Source organism: Streptomyces sp. RFCAC02, assembly GCF_004193175.1.
Classification (GTDB): domain Bacteria; phylum Actinomycetota; class Actinomycetes; order Streptomycetales; family Streptomycetaceae; genus Streptomyces.
This window is the reverse complement of the sequence record NZ_SAUH01000001.1, coordinates 4,297,593-4,312,660: the sequence shown is the minus strand read 5'-3', so window position 1 is coordinate 4,312,660 and position 15,068 is coordinate 4,297,593. Positions and strand designations below refer to the sequence as shown.

General features: G+C 73.1%; 17 protein-coding genes and 1 tRNA gene. 10 read left to right on the top strand and 8 right to left on the bottom strand.

Annotated elements, in window-relative coordinates:
• Positions 1-78: 78 nt before the first annotated feature.
• Entirely contained in the window at positions 79-348 is a 270-nt protein-coding gene (locus tag EMA09_RS20050) for a hypothetical protein (protein WP_129842383.1), read from the top strand.
• A gap of 1 nt (position 349) precedes the next feature.
• Here the strand turns inward: EMA09_RS20050 and EMA09_RS20045 are convergent, their stop codons facing one another.
• A complete protein-coding gene (locus EMA09_RS20045) occupies positions 350-793 on the bottom strand; it encodes a hypothetical protein (protein WP_129842382.1) in 444 nt (147 codons plus the stop codon).
• 101 nt (positions 794-894) lie between these two features.
• Positions 895-2,139 carry a M6 family metalloprotease domain-containing protein gene (locus tag EMA09_RS20040; RefSeq protein ID WP_129842381.1) on the bottom strand — a complete coding sequence of 415 codons (1,245 nt, stop codon included), beginning with the start codon at positions 2,137-2,139 and terminating at the stop codon, positions 895-897.
• Between the two features lie 254 nt (positions 2,140-2,393).
• Here EMA09_RS20040 and EMA09_RS20035 point away from each other — a divergent pair, with 254 nt between their 5' ends.
• On the top strand, positions 2,394-4,223 hold the full coding sequence (locus tag EMA09_RS20035) for an EAL domain-containing protein (RefSeq protein WP_129842380.1): 1,830 nt from the start codon (positions 2,394-2,396) through the stop codon (positions 4,221-4,223).
• An 82-nt stretch (positions 4,224-4,305) separates the two neighbouring features.
• Complete coding sequence (locus EMA09_RS20030) at positions 4,306-4,698, top strand: hypothetical protein (RefSeq protein WP_129842379.1); 393 nt, start codon at positions 4,306-4,308, stop codon at positions 4,696-4,698.
• On the opposite strand, the gene EMA09_RS20025 is transcribed toward EMA09_RS20030, so the two are convergent.
• Positions 4,691-5,440 (bottom strand): decarboxylase, encoded by a 750-nt coding sequence (locus tag EMA09_RS20025; protein WP_129842378.1) that lies wholly within the window; start codon positions 5,438-5,440, stop codon positions 4,691-4,693. The genes EMA09_RS20030 and EMA09_RS20025 overlap by 8 nt on opposite strands.
• A gap of 26 nt (positions 5,441-5,466) precedes the next feature.
• A complete protein-coding gene (locus EMA09_RS20020) occupies positions 5,467-6,384 on the bottom strand; it encodes an aspartate/glutamate racemase family protein (protein WP_129842377.1) in 918 nt (305 codons plus the stop codon).
• Between the two features lie 205 nt (positions 6,385-6,589).
• Here EMA09_RS20020 and EMA09_RS20015 point away from each other — a divergent pair, with 205 nt between their 5' ends.
• Positions 6,590-7,621 carry a D-2-hydroxyacid dehydrogenase gene (locus EMA09_RS20015; protein WP_129842376.1) on the top strand — a complete coding sequence of 344 codons (1,032 nt, stop codon included), beginning with the start codon at positions 6,590-6,592 and terminating at the stop codon, positions 7,619-7,621.
• A 7-nt stretch (positions 7,622-7,628) separates the two neighbouring features.
• Positions 7,629-9,080, top strand: a complete 1,452-nt coding sequence (locus EMA09_RS20010; protein ID WP_129842375.1) for an amidase — start codon at positions 7,629-7,631, stop codon at positions 9,078-9,080.
• 50 nt (positions 9,081-9,130) lie between these two features.
• Here the strand turns inward: EMA09_RS20010 and EMA09_RS20005 are convergent, their stop codons facing one another.
• Entirely contained in the window at positions 9,131-9,670 is a 540-nt protein-coding gene (locus EMA09_RS20005) for a DUF3830 family protein (protein WP_129842374.1), read from the bottom strand.
• Positions 9,671-9,778: 108 nt separating this feature from the next.
• Between EMA09_RS20005 and ehuB the strand changes: the two genes are divergently transcribed.
• From ehuB to EMA09_RS19980, 5 genes are all read left to right on the top strand, one after another.
• Entirely contained in the window at positions 9,779-10,693 is a 915-nt protein-coding gene (gene ehuB / locus EMA09_RS20000; protein ID WP_129842373.1) for an ectoine/hydroxyectoine ABC transporter substrate-binding protein EhuB, read from the top strand.
• A complete protein-coding gene (ehuC, locus tag EMA09_RS19995; protein ID WP_129842372.1) occupies positions 10,690-11,430 on the top strand; it encodes an ectoine/hydroxyectoine ABC transporter permease subunit EhuC in 741 nt (246 codons plus the stop codon). Before ehuB ends, ehuC begins: the two co-directional genes overlap by 4 nt.
• The gene (gene ehuD, locus EMA09_RS19990; protein ID WP_129842371.1) at positions 11,427-12,083 is read left to right on the top strand and encodes an ectoine/hydroxyectoine ABC transporter permease subunit EhuD; all 657 of its coding nucleotides are present in this window, start codon (positions 11,427-11,429) and stop codon (positions 12,081-12,083) included. Before ehuC ends, ehuD begins: the two co-directional genes overlap by 4 nt.
• Positions 12,084-12,168: 85 nt before the next feature.
• On the top strand, positions 12,169-12,948 hold the full coding sequence (ehuA, locus tag EMA09_RS19985) for an ectoine/hydroxyectoine ABC transporter ATP-binding protein EhuA (protein WP_129844146.1): 780 nt from the start codon (positions 12,169-12,171) through the stop codon (positions 12,946-12,948).
• Positions 12,949-13,140: 192 nt separating this feature from the next.
• A complete protein-coding gene (locus EMA09_RS19980; protein WP_129842370.1) occupies positions 13,141-13,893 on the top strand; it encodes an IclR family transcriptional regulator C-terminal domain-containing protein in 753 nt (250 codons plus the stop codon).
• 39 nt (positions 13,894-13,932) lie between these two features.
• On the opposite strand, the gene EMA09_RS19975 is transcribed toward EMA09_RS19980, so the two are convergent.
• The 3 genes from EMA09_RS19975 to EMA09_RS19965 form a co-directional block, all read right to left on the bottom strand.
• A complete protein-coding gene (locus EMA09_RS19975) occupies positions 13,933-14,253 on the bottom strand; it encodes an antibiotic biosynthesis monooxygenase (RefSeq protein ID WP_129842369.1) in 321 nt (106 codons plus the stop codon).
• Positions 14,254-14,464: 211 nt separating this feature from the next.
• Complete coding sequence (locus EMA09_RS19970; RefSeq protein ID WP_129842368.1) at positions 14,465-14,893, bottom strand: OsmC family peroxiredoxin; 429 nt, start codon at positions 14,891-14,893, stop codon at positions 14,465-14,467.
• Between the two features lie 82 nt (positions 14,894-14,975).
• Positions 14,976-15,059, bottom strand: a tRNA-Leu gene (locus EMA09_RS19965).
• Positions 15,060-15,068: the final 9 nt, after the last annotated feature.

Here is a 15,068-nt window from a genome sequence, read left to right as displayed (position 1 = left end):
GCGGGTGGAGCGCTTCGCTGTGCGCGGGGCTGTCCGATTCCCGGACAGCGGCGCGGGCGCGCCCCTACATTCGAAGGCATGGACGAGGACGATCCCATCGCGCTGCTGGCCGACCGGATAGAGGCGACCCTCGCCGCGCTCGCGGCCATGCCCGACCCCCTCGTACGGGAACGGGCCGCCCGCCGCCTCGTGGACGAGGTGCTGCCGGACGCCACCCGCCGCCTCGCCGCCGTGCGGCGCGAGGCCGTGACCGGGTTACGGGCCGAGGGGTACAAGCTGCGGGAGATCGGCGACCTGCTCGGTCTGTCCGTCTCGCGCGTCAATCAGATTGCGCGCGGCACCAGGTGACTCACGCGGGCGCCGGCGCCCCGGTCGCGGCGACGAGCACGAGGCGGCGCGCGCGGAAGTCCCGCTGGAGCACGGCGAACGCCGCCGCGCCGTCCCGGTCGTCCGCCTGCTTCGCGCCGCGCACCCCACCGGTCTCCCCCGCACCGCCACCGGTGCCCACGACATGGCGCGGATGCCAGGTCACGATGGCGTCGGCGGTCTCGTCCCGCAGCCGCTCCCCGGCGCGCCGCCAGCCCTCGCGCTCCCCCAGCGGCCGGTCCGGGGTGCTCTCGATGATGGTGCCCACGACCCGCCAGGCACGGGTGCGCGCGTACTCGGCGCAGTCGCGGGCCTGCCGGTCGGCCGTGCCCCGGTCGGGCTCGCAGATGTAGACGAGGGTTCCGGGCGGTCCGTGGCGGCAGGGCTCACCGTTCCTGAAGCAGTGGTCGTAGTGGATCCGCGACACATGGCCCCCTTCGGGGAGCGGGTGGTTTCCCGCATTATGGCGTCGCCGCCGGGGGCGGCCACACCATGCCACCGCACGGTCACACGTTCCCCTGAGGGCGGTCAACCGCGGGTGATCTTGATGTCCCAGCCGCCGGTGGCCGTGCGCGCGCCGACCTCGACACGGACGCCGCCGTCCTCGTCGTAGTAGCTCTCGCCCGTCTCCAGCGGGGCGTCGGCGAGCCTGGGGTGCACCGAGCCGGCGTGACAGGCACTGGTCCCCGGGTGCCCGTCGAGGACCTCGACGGGTCCGTCCGCGGACGCCACATCACTGCGGACGCGGTACAGCAGGACGCCCCGGGTGCAGGTCGAGGTGTCGTTGCCCGCGGGGGTCCTCGCTTCCGCGACGAGCGCCTCGTGCGGCCCGGTGCGCACCACGGCGAGCCGGGTGTCGGCCCCCGGGGCGCCGGAGTCGAGGGGGGCGGTGAGGGGCTGGAGCGTGTGGTGGCTCGTGCCGGTCGCGCGGACGCAGGCGACATGGGCGGTGGTGAGCCAGCCGAGCTTCCACTTGTGCCAGCCGAAGAGTTCCGGGGACAGTCCGAACTGGCTGCCCATGAGATCCCAGTCACCCACATGGGTGTCCCAGTCACCGAAGCCGTCCTCCGGTCGGTTGTACAGATCGGGCAGATCGAATACGTGACCGGTCTCATGCGCGAGCACATTCCGGTCCGGCGGGCGCCGTTCAAACACGGTCACGATCCGCCGGATCTCGGTGTCGTCCACCAGGACCGGCTGATCGAAGTTGACCACCTTGGTGGCGTCGGAGTCGACACCGGGCGCGTCGGGGTCGGCGACCAGGTAGACGATGTCGTACTCCCCGAGGTCGACGCGCGGGGCGACGGCGTTCAGGGCGTCGCCCAGATAGGCGGAGCGCCGGTCGGATTCCCAGTCGCGTTGTATCCGATAGGTGCCCGACGGCTCCGGCATCGCGATCCAGTTCTCGACGACCGTCTCACGCAGGTCGAGTCGGCCGTAGGAAGCGGCTTCGAAATAGTCGGATGTAGCCGGGAAATAGTCGCGAGCGATCTCCTCCGGTGATGCCTTGGGCTTGGCATCGGGAAAGGAGAGGAACACCATCACCGCCCGCAGCGCGCCCACCGGCCGGGGGTAGTCGTCGTTCCAGCCGTCCACGCCCTCCGAGTGGTGCGCCCCCGTACGCGGCAGGCTGCACGGCTCGTCCGCCACGGCGCCCCGGCCGGGACCCGAGGTCAGCGTCGTGCCCATGAGGGCCGCCAGCACGGTCAGGACGGCTGCGGGGCGGCGGGGGGAACGGCGCACTTCGACCTCCCGTGCGGGCGTGCGGGCCATGCGGGGCGCGGTCCCCACTCTGGTCGCATCCGGTACGGAATGACCTGTTTCAGTACGCCGCACGAGTCATGGGCACGAACATGACGCTCCGTGAGCATCAATCGATAACGGTCGCCGGGGCACAGCGGTCGAGCAGAAACGATCAGCTCCGCGAAAGCAGGTCGTCAGCACCCGTCGATGGCCCGGGGACAGGCTGCCCACGCACTGGAACGAGCCGCGCCACAGCCTCTATGATCGCCACATTTCCAGCGCGGATGCCCGGCGGGCGGGCGGCGGTCGACCCGCGGCGGCATCCACAGGCGACCAGTGCCCACCGGGAGCGATCGGTGAACGGACCCCCCCAAGGACCGGGCCAAGACCCCGGAGGCGGCCTCGGCCGAACGGCCTCACCCTTCACGGAGAGTAGTATTCAGCGCGACCACGGGGCCGCCTTCCGCATCGCCCAGCTCCCGATGGCGCTGGTGGGCAGATCAGGGCAGATCGTCTCGGCGAACCCCGCGTTCGGCCGTCTCCTCGGGGTCGAGGCGGACGGCCTGGCCGGCCAGCGCGCCGACTCCGTGACCGGTCTCGGCCTCGACGGCCGCACCCGCGGCCAGTACCACGCCGTGCTCCACGGCGACGGCGAGCGCCTGCACTGCACCCGGCGCCTCAAGCACGCCGACGGCCACACCCTGCTGGCCGAGGTCACCATGGCGCCGCTCCCCGCCCCGGGCGACTCGGCCGCGCTCCTCACCGTCGAGGACGTCAGCGAACGCCACGCCCTGGAGGACCGCCTCCGCCACGTCCAGACCCACGACCCGGTGACCCGGCTGCCCAACCGCTCGCTCTTCCTCGAACGGCTCGCCGGCGCGCTCGCCGAGACGGCGACCGGCCGCGTGGGCCTGTGCTACCTCGACCTCGACGGCTTCAAGGCGGTCAACGACACCCTCGGCCACGACGTGGGCGACCAGCTCCTCGACGCCGCCGCCCAGCGCCTCGCCCACTGCGCCGCCGGCGCGGGCGGCCACCTGGTGGCGCGGCTCGGCGGGGACGAGTTCGCCGTCCTCGTGGAGGCGTCCAGCGGCACGGACCAGCTGACGGCCCTCGCCGAGACGATGCTCGTCGCACTCCAGCGCCCGTTCGACCTGCCGCGGCACCGGCTCGCGGTCACCGCCAGCATCGGCGTCGTCGAGCGCGAGGCGGCCGGCACCACCGCGACCTGCCTCATGCAGGCCGCGGACACCACGCTCTACTGGGCCAAGGCCGACGGCAAGGCCCGCTGGGCGCTGTTCGACCCCGAGCGCAACGCCGACCGCAGAGCGCGCCAGGCGCTGTCGTCCACGCTCCGCCCGGCGGTGGAACGCGGCGAATTCCAACTGGAGTACCAGCCGATCGTCGGACTGGCCGACGACGTGGTGCGCGGCGCGGAGGCGCTGGTGCGCTGGCGGCACCCGCAGTTCGGCCGCCTCGGTCCGGACAAGTTCGTCCCCCTGGCAGAGGAGAACGGCGCGATCGTCCCGCTCGGCCGCTGGGTGCTGAACGAGGCGTGCCGCCAGGCCCGCCGCTGGCAGCTCGAGAGCCCGGGGCCGCCGCTCTTCGTGAGCGTCAACGTCGCGGTGCGCCAGGTGTGGGACTCGGACCTCGTCAGCGACGTGGCGGCCGCCCTGCACGAGTCCGGCCTGCCGTCCGGGCTGCTGCAGCTCGAACTCACCGAGTCCGCCGTCATGGGATCTGCGGGCCGCCCCCTGCGCGCGCTCCAGGCGCTGTCCGACATGGGGGTGCGGATCGCCATCGACGACTTCGGCACCGGCTACTCGAACCTCGCCTACCTGAGCCGGCTCCCGGTCCGGGTGCTCAAGCTGGACGGGGCGTTCGTCCGCGGCTTCCGCACCGCCCGCCATCTGAACCCGGCCGACGAGACGATCGTCGCCGCCCTCGTCCAGCTCGCCCACAAACTGGGGCTCACCGTGACCGCCGAGTGCGTCGAGGGGCCCGCCCAGGCGGAGCGGCTCCGGCGCATCGGCTGCGACACCGGCCAGGGCTGGCACTACGCCAAGCCCATGTCCGCCGACCACCTCGCCGTCCTGCTGGCCGGACGGGCCTGACGGCTCCGACGGCTCTGACGCCGTCGAACGTCCATCCGCCCCCCTCTGTACGGGGCGGATGGCGCGCACCATACTCCGGGCCATGACGATGACAACCGATCATGTGACCCCCGACCGCATCGACGCCCTCCTCACCGACGAGTCCGTGCCCGTCGTGCACCGGGCACTGTGGGCGCTGCTGTGGGAGACCGACATACGGATCCTCGACCTGCTCGCCCTCGACGTGTCCGACGCGGCCGACGGCGCGGCGGACGGCGGCGGGCCAAGACCCGGCGGTGCGGCCGTCGGCGCCCGCACGGCCGCGCTGCTCGGCACCCTGGCCGGGGACCGGACGGCCGGCCCGCTGTTCGCCGTGGGCGAGCGGGCCGATCGCGCGCTGACCTGGGAGGAGGCCGTCAGGACCGCGTCCGGGCACGGTGTGGCGCTGCACGCTCTCCGGGCGGGCGGCAAGGCGCGGCGGGAGCGCCTCAGCTGACGTCCGGCGCCCGGCCCGCGCTGAAGAGGGTCCCCATCGGGGGGCACGGACCGGTGGGGTGGCCGAGAAGCCGCAGCCCTTCCCATGCGGTCACCTGGTTGGCCGTCAGGACGGGTTTGCCCGCGGCGGCCTCCAGGTCGGGCAGCCAGGCGGCGGTGTGCAGGGCGGTGTCCGGCAGCAGGACGGCGTCGGCCGTCGGGTCGTCGCCCTCGCGGACCAGGGCGAGGACCTCGTCACGGCCCCAGGTGCCGACCTCGGCGGCCGTGATGATGCCGCTGCCGCGCACCGCGGTGACCTCGGCGCCGCCGTCGCGCAGGAAGGCGGCGAACAGCGCCGCGACGTCGTCCGGGTAGGTCGCGGCCACGGTGACGCGCCGGGCGCCGATGGCGCGCAGGGCGTGGGCGAAGGCGAACGACGTACTGGACGCGGGCAGTCCGGCCGCCGCCGCGAGGCGGGTCACCTGGTCGCCCGCGCCCTCCCTGCCGTACACGAAGCTGGCGCTCGTGCAGGCCCAGACGACCGCCTCGGCGCCCTGGGCGGTCAGGTCGGGCAGGACGGCCGTGAGGCGGTCGACCGAGCCCATCTCCAGCAGCGCGTCGACGCGGTGGGCGTCGGTGCCGATGTCGGTGTGGACGAGCGGGAGGCGGACGGCCGCCCCCGCGTCGTTCAACAGCTTCTCCATGCGGGGGAAGTCGTCCTCCGCCGAGTGCCCCGGGTAGAGGAATCCCGCGATCGCGGTCATGGTGGTGCGCTCCTTTCCGGGCGGGTTCAGCGGTCGTCGTCGGGCGCGGCCGGGTCGATCGCGTCCTGCGGGACGATGTCGGTCTCGGCGGGGTCGGCGGCGTCCTGCGGCACGGCGACGGGGGCGACCGCCACGGCGGGGACGGGCGGCGCCACGGGGGCGGCCGGCTGGGCGGGGACGGCGGGCGGCAGGGACGCGGGACCTCTCCTGGCCGCCGGATCGAGGAGCGCCTGGTAGGGGCCGACGGCCTCCTTGCCGAGCGAGCGGAGGGCGGCCCAGACGGTGACCTGGTTGGCCGAGACGACCGGCATGCGGAGCTCGGCCTCCAACTGCGGGATGACGTCGTACGTCGGGAGGTTGGTGCAGCTGATGAACAGCGCGTCGGGCGCCCCGACGGCCGCGGCGCGCGCCATGTCGACGACATCGCGGTAGGCGACGCGCCAGATCTCGCGGGTGAGGCCGAGGTAGCTGCGGCCGGTGACCTGGACGCCGGCCTCCGCGAGGTAGACCTCCAGGGCGTCGGTCACCGACTTGGTGTACGGCGTGACGACGGCGATCCGCCGGGCGCCGAGTTCGCCCAGCGCGTCGAGCAGTGCCCCCGAGGTGGTCACGGCCGGCATGCCGCCGGCCTGCGCCATCGCCGCGCGCATGGCGCGTTCGCCGGCGACCCCGCTGACGAAGCTGCCGGACGTGCAGGCGTACGCGACGACCTCCGGGGAGACAGCGCACAGGGTGCCGACGGCGGCGCGCAGCGTCTCGTGCTCGCTGACCATTCGCGCCAGGTCGAGACTGACCTCGACGGGCACGAACGGCGTCCGCGTCAGATGCAGTGACACGTCGTCGGGCACCCACCGCCACAGCTCGCGGTCGAGCGCGAAGTCGAAGGGAGCGACGACGCCGACGCCGGCCTGCGGTTGCGGGCCGCCGAGGAAGGAGACATCCATGAGGTACCCCGATTCACCTGACGGAGGGGCTGGGTCGTGGCGCTGAGTTGTGGGGACGGTTCCGGGGGCGTGGAGCTGTCCCGGCCGTGGGGAGCGGCAACCGTGGGCGAAGATGCCCGCGTTGACGAAGGTAGGTCTGGTTCCTACCGTGGTCAATCCTGCGCCTCAGCCGACCAGACAAGGGTTTCGAAATGGTTTCCCGGCCATGACGTCCTCCGCGCTTCCTCCGCCCCCGCCCGGCCGCGGTGCCGCCGGGCCGCCGCCCCGCGTCGTCGTGCTGGACGCCGATCCGCCGGCCCGGCTGGACCGCATCGCCGGCCGTGTCGAGGTGGTGCGGGCCGACGCCGCGTCACTGCCCGGCCTGCTCCCGGGGGCGGACGCCCTCCTGGTGTGGGACTTCCTGTCGGACGCGGTGCGCGACGCCTGGCCCCCGCCGGGGAGCCGGCCGGGCTGGGTCCACACGGCGAGCGCGGGCGTGGACCGGCTGCTGTTCCCCGGCCTGGTCGGCTCCGACACCGTCCTGACCAACGCGCGCGGCGTCTTCGACCAGCCGATCGCCGAGTACGTGGCGGGGCTCGTCCTGGCGATGGCGAAGGACCTGCTCGGCACCTGGGAGCTGCAGCGCGAACGCCGCTGGCGGCACCGGGAGACGGTGAAGGTCGCGGGCGGCCGGGCCGTCGTCGTGGGGTCGGGTCCGATCGGGCGGCGGATCGCCGCGGTGCTGTCGGCGCTCGGGATGGACGTGGTCCTGGTGGGGCGGCGCGCGCGGGACGGCGTACGGGCCGCCGATGAGCTGCACGGGCTGCTGGGCGGCGCCGACTGGGTGATCTGCGCGGCGCCGCTGACGGCCGGGACGACGGGCATGTTCGACGCGGCGGCGTTCGCCGCGATGCGGCCCGGGGCGGCGTTCATCAACGTGGGGCGCGGCGGGCACGTCGTGGAGGACGACCTGGCGGCCGCGCTCGCGGCCGGGCGTCCCGCGCGGGCGGCGCTCGACGTGTTCGCCACGGAGCCGCTGCCCCCGGACAGCGCGCTGTGGTCGGCGCCGGGGCTGTTCGTGTCGCCGCACATGAGCGGCGACACGGTCGGCTGGCGCGACGACCTGGCCGAGCAGTTCCAGGACAACGCGGAGCGCTGGCTGGCGGGCGAGCCGCTGTTCAACGTCGTCGACAAACGGCTCGGCTACGTCCCGGCCGACGCACCGGCGGCGCCACCGCCCGACGGACGGAAGGACTGATGATCCGATGACCGAGGTCACCGCGCTGAGCGCCGCCCGGCTCGCCGAACGCTACGCCGCGGGCTCCCTGTCGCCGGTCGAGGCGGCCGAGGCGGCGCTGCGCCGCGCCGACGACGTCCAGGGGGCGGTGAACGCGTTCGTCCTCGTCGATCCCGAGGGCGCCCTGGAGGCGGCACGGGCCGCGGAGCGGCGCTGGCTGCGCGGTGAGCCGGCCGGCCCGCTGGACGGGGTGCCGGTGACGGTGAAGGACATCCTGCTGCAGCGCGGGCACCCGACGCGGCGGGGCTCGGCGGCGGTGCCGGCCGGGGACGGGCCGTGGACGGAGGACGCGCCGGCGGTGGCGCGACTGCGGGAGGCGGGCGCGGTCATCCTCGGCAAGACGACGACGCCGGAGTACGGCTGGAAGGGCGTGACGGACTCGCCGCTGTCCGGTGTCACGGGCAATCCGTACGACCCGGCGCGGACGGCGGGCGGGTCGAGCGGCGGCAGCGCCGCCGCGGTGGCGGCCGGCGCCGGGCCGCTGAGTCTCGGGACGGACGGCGGGGGGTCGGTGCGGATCCCGGCGTCGTTCTGCGGGATCTTCGCGCTGAAGCCGACGTACGGGCGGGTGCCGCTGTACCCGGCGAGCGCGTTCGGGACGCTGGCGCACGTCGGGCCGATGACGCGGGACGCCGCGGACGCGGCGCTGCTCATGGATGTGATCGCGCGGCCCGACGCGCGGGACTGGTCGCAGCTCGCCCCGGCTGCCGGCGGGGGCTTCGCCGCGGCTCTGGCGCCGGACTCCGAGGGCGCGGCGGCGGCCGTGCGGGGCCTTGAGGTGGCGTACTCGCCGTCGGTGTGGCCGGGGCAGCAGGTGGCGCCGGACGTCGCCGCCGCCGTGCGGCGCGGGGTGGAGCGGCTGGCGGAGCTGGGGGCGGAGGTGACCGAGACCGACCCGCCGCTGCCGCCGCTCGACGTGCTGCGGGAGGCGTTCCATGTGCTGTGGTTCAGCGGCGCGGCGCGGGTCACGCAGGGGCTCGACGCCGCAGGGGCGGCGGCCCTCGACCCGGGGCTCGCCGAGATCCGCGCGGCCGGCGCGCGGTACTCGGCGCTGGACTACCTGGCGGCGGTGGACGTGCGGATGGCGGCGGGGCGCGCGATGGGCGCCTTCCACGAGCGGTTCGACGTACTGGTGACGCCGACGATGCCGCTGACCGCGTTCGAGGCCGGCGCCGAGGTGCCCGCGGGCTCGGGGATGACCCGCTGGACGGACTGGACGCCGTTCACCTACCCGTTCAACATGACGCAGCAGCCCGCCGCGTCCCTGCCCTGCGGGCTGGACGCCGACGGGCTGCCGGCCGGGCTGCAGATCGTGGCCGCGCGGCACGCGGACACGACCGTGCTGCGGGCGGCGCACGCGCTGTACGCGGCTGGCGCGGCCGGGGTACCCGCACCGCCGCCCGCCCCGGCCCGGACCTAGGGTGTCCGGCGGCTCTTGCCTGTCTCGCGACAGGACCCGCCGGACAGACCCTAAGCGCGCCGGAAACTGAGCGTCTCGCCGAGCGCGCCGGCGCGCCACAGGTCCTGACAGGCGTCGGCCATGCGGTCGAGGCCGTCGACGACCGTGCCCCAGACGATGCCCGGGATCCAGCCGGCGTCGCCGTTGATCAGGAGGTTGTTGCGCTCGTAGAAGAGCGCGAGGTCGACGACGGTGGAGCGGGTGCGGTGGGCGGCCTCGTCGCCGTAGCCGTAGGACGAGGTGCCGAGCTGCGTGTCGGTGAAGGTGAAGTAGCACAGGTCACCCGGGATCGGGGTGATCGTCGGGTTCTCCAGCGGCGGCTCCTGCGGCGCGAAGGTCGGCACCAGGGTGTAGATCTCGTTGCGCGCGTACTTGGCGTGATACACATCACCCCCGAGCGGGAGGGCGTCCCACACCGCGGCACAGGTGACGGGCGCCCGCTCGGTGAGCAGCCGGGCGGTGCAGCTCACGTTGCGCCGGTCCAGCGAGACGGTGATGAAGCGGTCCACGCGTGCCGCCGCGGGTGCGGCGCCGGCTTCGGCGTCGGCCATGTCGTCCAGCCTCCTCGTACTGCGTGATCGGTCGGTCCGCCCGATCACCTTCCCCCCCGACCGAAAAGGACTCGCATACATCGCAATGTTCTGGGTAGCCGCGCCGCCATGGCTCCACCGATGAGAACAATTCGGACATACAACAGGACACGGGGCGGAATCAGCAGACGTTCGCTCCTCGCCGGCATGGCCGCGCTCGGTGCCCTGGGCGCCGCCGGCTGCAGCAGGGTCGCCGCCGAGGGGACCGTCGAAGGGGGGAATCTGCTCGACCGGCTGCGGGAGCGCGGCGAGGTGAAGGTCGGCATCGCGAACGAGCCGCCGTTCGGCTACATCGACGACGACGGCAACCCGACCGGCGAGGCGCCGTCGGTCGCCAAGGTGATCTTCGAGCGCCTCGGTATCGACAAGGTCACCCCGGTGCCGGTCGAGTTCAGCGCGCTGATCCCCGGCCTCAAGGCACACCAGTTCGACGTGGTGTCGGCCGGCATGACGATCAACCCGCCCCGCTGCGAGCAGGTGCTGTTCGCGGACCCCGACTTCCTCATGCTCGACGCCTTCATCGTGGCCCCGGGCAACCCGCACAACATCAAGACCTACGAGGACATCGCCGAGCAGGGCCTCACCATGGCCACCGGCCAGGCGTACGCCCAGATCGGGTACGCCGAGGCGAACGGCATCCCGAGCAGCAAGGTCCTGATCCTCCCCGACCAGGTGGCCGGCCTCGACGCCGTGGCCCAGGGCCGTGTGGACGCCTTCGCGGGCACGAACGTCACCGTCACCGGTGTCACGGAGGGCAGCAACCGCGCGGAGGCCAGCGAACCGTTCCAGCCGATGGTGGACGGCGAGCCGGCGCTCGGCGCGGGCGGCTTCGCGTTCCGTCTCTCGGAGCAGAACCTGCGGGACGCGTTCAACGAGGAGCTGCACGCGATCAAGGAGAGCGGCGAGCTGCTGGAGACCGTGCGCCCGTTCGGCTTCACCGAGGCCGAGATGACGGACCTCACCGCCGAGGAGCTGTGCCGATGATGACCGAGGGCATGCTCACCAACTACTTCCTCCCGGGCATCTGGATCACCGTCCAGGTGACCGTCCTCAGCGCCGTGCTGGCCGCCGTCGTGGCGTTCGTCATCGGCACGCTGCGGACCTCCCGGCTGTGGATCGTCCGATTCCTGGCCGGCGCCTATTTCGAGTTCTTCCGCGGTACCTCGGCGCTGGTCCTGATGTTCTTCGCCGTGTTCTCCGTACCTCTGCTGCTGCGGTGGCAGCTCGTACCGATGTGGGCGGGCATCCTCGTGCTCGGCATGACGTACGGGTCCTACGGGTCCGAGGTGGTGCGCGGCGCGCTGGCGGCCGTACCGGTGGCACAGCGCGAGGCGGGGGTCGCGCTGGGCTTCAGCCGGACGCAGCGGCTGTGGCGCATCGAGATACCGCAGGCGTGGCCCGAGATGATGCCGCCCTTCAACAACCTGCTGATCGAGCTGCTCAAGGGAACGGCCCTGGTGTCCGCGATCACGGTCCCGGACATGACCTACGCGGCCAACCTCGTGCGCCTCGGCAGCAACGAGAGCGCGCCCATCTACACGCTGCTCCTCGTCCTCTACTTCATCATCGCCTTCGTCATGACCCGCGGCATGCGCGTGCTGGAGAGGCGCGCCAAGGCCGGCGTCGGCCAGGCGGAGCCCCGCGGCGGGCTGCTGCGGCGCGGCCTGCGGGAGGACGCCGGTGAGGGCTCCGGCGCGCTCACGGCGGGAGGTGCCCGATGAACTGGAGCTGGGACAACGTCGACGCCTTCATGCCGCGGTTCTGGGACGGTGTCGTCCTGACGCTGGAGGCGCTGCTGTTCGGCACGCTGATCGCGTTCGCGCTGGGCCTCGTGTGGGCGCTGGCGCAGCGGTCGCAGGTCCGGTGGATCCGGTGGCCCGTGAACGCGGTGACGGAGTTCATCCGCAACACGCCGCTGCTGGTCCAGTTGTTCTTCCTGTTCTACGTGCTGCCCGAGTGGGGTCCGAGCATGGACTCCCTGACCACCGGCATCATCGGCCTCGGGCTGCACTACTCGACCTACACCGCCGAGGTGTACCGCGCGGGCATCGACGGCGTGCCCGCGGGCCAGTGGGAGGCGGCGACGGCGCTCAGCCTGCCCCGCGGCCGCACGTGGCGCGCCGTCATCCTGCCGCAGGCCATCCGGCGCGTCGTGCCGGCCCTCGGCAACTACGTGATCTCGATGCTGAAGGACTCCCCCATGATCGCCCTCATCGGGGCGCTCGACATGTTCGGGGAGGCCAAGAGCTTCGGCAACGAGATCTTCTCCCACCAGGAGGCGTACGCCATCGTCGGCATCGCCTTCGTCGTCATCGCCTACCCGGCCTCTTTGCTGATCAGATTTCTGGAGCGTCGTCTTGCCATCACCCGCTGATACCCCCGAGATTCCCAAGTCCGACGACGCGGGCGCCGTGCCCGAGCCGGCGCTCACGCCCGGCGCGGTCGCAGACGCGGCCCCGGTGAGCCGTGCGGGTGGCACCGAACTGGTCCGCTTCGAGCAGGTGACCAAGCGGTTCGGCGGCCAGACGGTCCTGGACCGGCTCGACTTCTCCGTGGACGCGGGGAAGCACGTCACCCTGATCGGGCCGTCCGGGTCGGGCAAGACCACCATCCTGCGCCTGCTCATGACGCTGCTGCGCCCCGACGAGGGCACGATCCGCGTGGACGGCGACTGCCTGACCCACGAGGAGCGCAACGGCCGCCTGGTCAAGGCCGGTGAGAAGCATGTCCGTGAGGTCCGCAAGAAGATCGGCATGGTCTTCCAGCAGTTCAACCTGTTCCCGAACATGCGGGTGCTGCGCAACGTCATGGAGGCCCCGGTCCACGTTCTCGGCCTGCCGAAGGACGAGGCGGAGCAGCGCGCCAGGGAACTGATCGAGATGGTCGGCCTGACCGAGCACCTCGACAAGTACCCGAGCCAGCTCTCCGGCGGCCAGCAGCAGCGTGTCGCGATCGCGCGGGCGCTGGCGATGCGGCCGCAGGTCCTGTGCCTCGACGAGGTGACCTCCGCGCTCGACCCCGAACTGGTCGCCGGGGTGCTGGACGTGCTGCGGGACATCGCGCACTCGACGGACATCACGATGCTGTGCGTCACGCACGAGATGAGCTTCGCGCGCGATGTGTCCGACGCCGTGCTGATGTTCGACCAGGGACGGATCGTGGAGTCCGGTACGCCGGAGAAGATCTTCAGCGACCCGGAGCACAGCCGGACGCGGGAGTTCCTGAGCACCGTGCTCTGACGCCCCCGCACCGCGCCGCGGCCCTCTCCGCCCCCACAGGTCGGGGAGGGCCGCGGCGCGGTGGCCGGTGCCCGCGCTGTCAAGCCGTACGCGGGAAAGGGCCGGAACCCACCGCCACGGGGGCGCGTTCGTCGCTACGCTGGACCCAGCCGCTCACCGGACCGGCGCGGGCAGGAGGAGACAGTGGCGATCATGTCCGGGCGGACCACCCCGTTCCATTCCGTGCGGTACGCCATGCGGCTGCTGGAAACGGTGGCCGTGCACCCCGACGGGCTCCGCGAGGACGAGCTCGCCCGCCGTACGGGGCTGCCCGCGGTCCAGCTCGCCCAGTTGCTGCGCGTGCTCGACCGTGACGGCTACATCCGGCGGCTCGACGACGGCGGGTACGCCGCGGGCGAGGCGCTGCTCAAGCTCGGCGCGGGCGGCGAGAGCCGCCGTCGCGTGCGGCTCGAGAAACTGCAGCAGACCCTCGACGCCCTGCGCGACGAGGTGGGTGCCGCGGTGTATCTCGGCCAGTACCGGGACGGTGAGCTGGAGGTGCCGCACACCTCGGCCGCGCCGTCCCTGCCGGGCGTGAACGAGTGGGTGGCGTTCAAGTCGGCCGCCCACGCCACGGCCATCGGCAAGTGCCTGCTGAGCCAGCTCGACCACGAGGGACGCCAGGACCACCTGTCCCGGCACAAGGCGGCCCGCCTGACCTCCCGCACCATCACGGACGCGCGGGTCCTGCTCAGCACGCTCGACCGGCAGCCCGCCACCGTGCCCGTGCTCGACATCCAGGAGTACGCGGTCGGCACGCTGTGCGCGGCGGTGCCGCTGACGGCGGGCGCGTCCGTCGGCTGCCTCGCGCTGTCCCTCCCCATCGGACAGGCCCACCGTCTGCGGATGGCCGCCGAGGCGCTCAACCGCCAGGCAGCCCCCGCCCTGTTGTCGCTCACGCTGTGACGGACGGGCGGGCGGCGCGCCGTCCGCCCGCCTCCGCGCTCAGTCCTGCCCGGTGGCCTTCGGCCCGGCCTGCTGGACGACGTCGAACGACCACAGCGTCGCCCCCGACGCGGCGGGCCGGCCGCCCCCGCTGTGCGCCTGCCGCATGGATCCCTCGACCCAGCGCTGGAAGTCCTCCTCGCTGCGCCACCGGGTGTAGACGAGGTACTGATCGGTGCCCTCGACGGGCCGGAGCAGCTCGAACCACTCGAACCCGTCCTCGCTCTCGACGAGCCCGGCACGCGCACCGAACCGCCGCTCCAGCTCCTCCCGCTGCTCAGCGGGAACAGTCAGGACGTTGATCTTCACGACACCAGCCATGGGACACCTCTCGGGGGGATCGGACCGGGCCTGCCCCGGCACCGGACGCTCCGCTGCAGTCTCCTCCATGAACGACCACCCGCACGGCAGGGGTTCCCCCGCCGACACGGGGAGCGGGAGGGCCGGAGGAGACAGGGGTGGTGTTTCCGTCAATCCGGGGACCGGCCGTGCCGGGCCGGGCGCGGGGTGCCCGGCCCGGGTGGGGTGCGGGTCAGGAGAGGAGCTCGGCCTCCAGCGAGATCGGGGCGCCCGCGAGGGCCTTGCTGACGGGGCAGTTGGCCTTCGCGCCCTCGGCCGCCTTCGTGAAGTCCTCGGCGGACAGGCCCGGCACGCGCGCCTTGACGCGCAGGACGATGCCGGTGATGCCCTCACCCGGCTGGAACGTCACGTCCGCCTGCGTCTCCACGGTCTCGGGCGGGGTGCCGGCGCCGGCCAGCGCGTGGGAGAGCGCCATCGAGAAGCACGACGAGTGGGCGGCGGCGATCAGCTCCTCGGGGCTGGTCCTGCCACCCGGCTCCTCGGCCCGCGACGCCCAGGTGACGTCGAACGTGCCGACGCCCGACGAGTTCAGGGCGACGGTGCCGGAGCCGCCCATGAGGGGGCCTTCCCAGTTCGTCGTGGCGGTGCGAGTGGTTGCCATGGCGGTCCTCCTGCGGACACGTGAGGAACGGGTCGATTACGGCCCCACGCTACCCGGGTGACGGCGGGCCACTCGTGCGAAGTGCGGCCGGAGGGATTCGAACCCTCACACGCTTGCGCGCACTGGGACCTAAACCCAGCATGACTGCCAGTTCCATCACGGCCGCTCGGCCGGT

Bases quoted from the DNA above. Each gene is read 5' to 3' on its own strand.
- EMA09_RS20025 (WP_129842378.1), bottom strand. From the start codon at position 5,440: ATGACCGCGATCGCGGGATTCCTCTACCCGGGGCACTCGGCGGAGGAC.
- EMA09_RS20050 (WP_129842383.1), top strand. From the start codon at position 79: ATGGACGAGGACGATCCCATCGCGCTGCTGGCCGACCGGATAGAGGCG.
- ehuB (WP_129842373.1), top strand. From the start codon at position 9,779: ATGGCTCCACCGATGAGAACAATTCGGACATACAACAGGACACGGGGC.
- EMA09_RS20020 (WP_129842377.1), bottom strand. From the start codon at position 6,384: ATGGATGTCTCCTTCCTCGGCGGCCCGCAACCGCAGGCCGGCGTCGGC.
- EMA09_RS20030 (WP_129842379.1), top strand. From the start codon at position 4,306: ATGACGATGACAACCGATCATGTGACCCCCGACCGCATCGACGCCCTC.
- EMA09_RS19970 (WP_129842368.1), bottom strand. From the start codon at position 14,893: ATGGCAACCACTCGCACCGCCACGACGAACTGGGAAGGCCCCCTCATG.
- ehuC (WP_129842372.1), top strand. From the start codon at position 10,690: ATGATGACCGAGGGCATGCTCACCAACTACTTCCTCCCGGGCATCTGG.
- EMA09_RS20005 (WP_129842374.1), bottom strand. From the start codon at position 9,670: ATGGCCGACGCCGAAGCCGGCGCCGCACCCGCGGCGGCACGCGTGGAC.
- EMA09_RS20040 (WP_129842381.1), bottom strand. From the start codon at position 2,139: ATGGCCCGCACGCCCGCACGGGAGGTCGAAGTGCGCCGTTCCCCCCGC.
- EMA09_RS20010 (WP_129842375.1), top strand. From the start codon at position 7,629: ATGACCGAGGTCACCGCGCTGAGCGCCGCCCGGCTCGCCGAACGCTAC.
- EMA09_RS20035 (WP_129842380.1), top strand. From the start codon at position 2,394: ATGCCCGGCGGGCGGGCGGCGGTCGACCCGCGGCGGCATCCACAGGCG.
- EMA09_RS19975 (WP_129842369.1), bottom strand. From the start codon at position 14,253: ATGGCTGGTGTCGTGAAGATCAACGTCCTGACTGTTCCCGCTGAGCAG.
- ehuD (WP_129842371.1), top strand. From the start codon at position 11,427: ATGAACTGGAGCTGGGACAACGTCGACGCCTTCATGCCGCGGTTCTGG.
- EMA09_RS20015 (WP_129842376.1), top strand. From the start codon at position 6,590: ATGACGTCCTCCGCGCTTCCTCCGCCCCCGCCCGGCCGCGGTGCCGCC.
- EMA09_RS19980 (WP_129842370.1), top strand. From the start codon at position 13,141: ATGTCCGGGCGGACCACCCCGTTCCATTCCGTGCGGTACGCCATGCGG.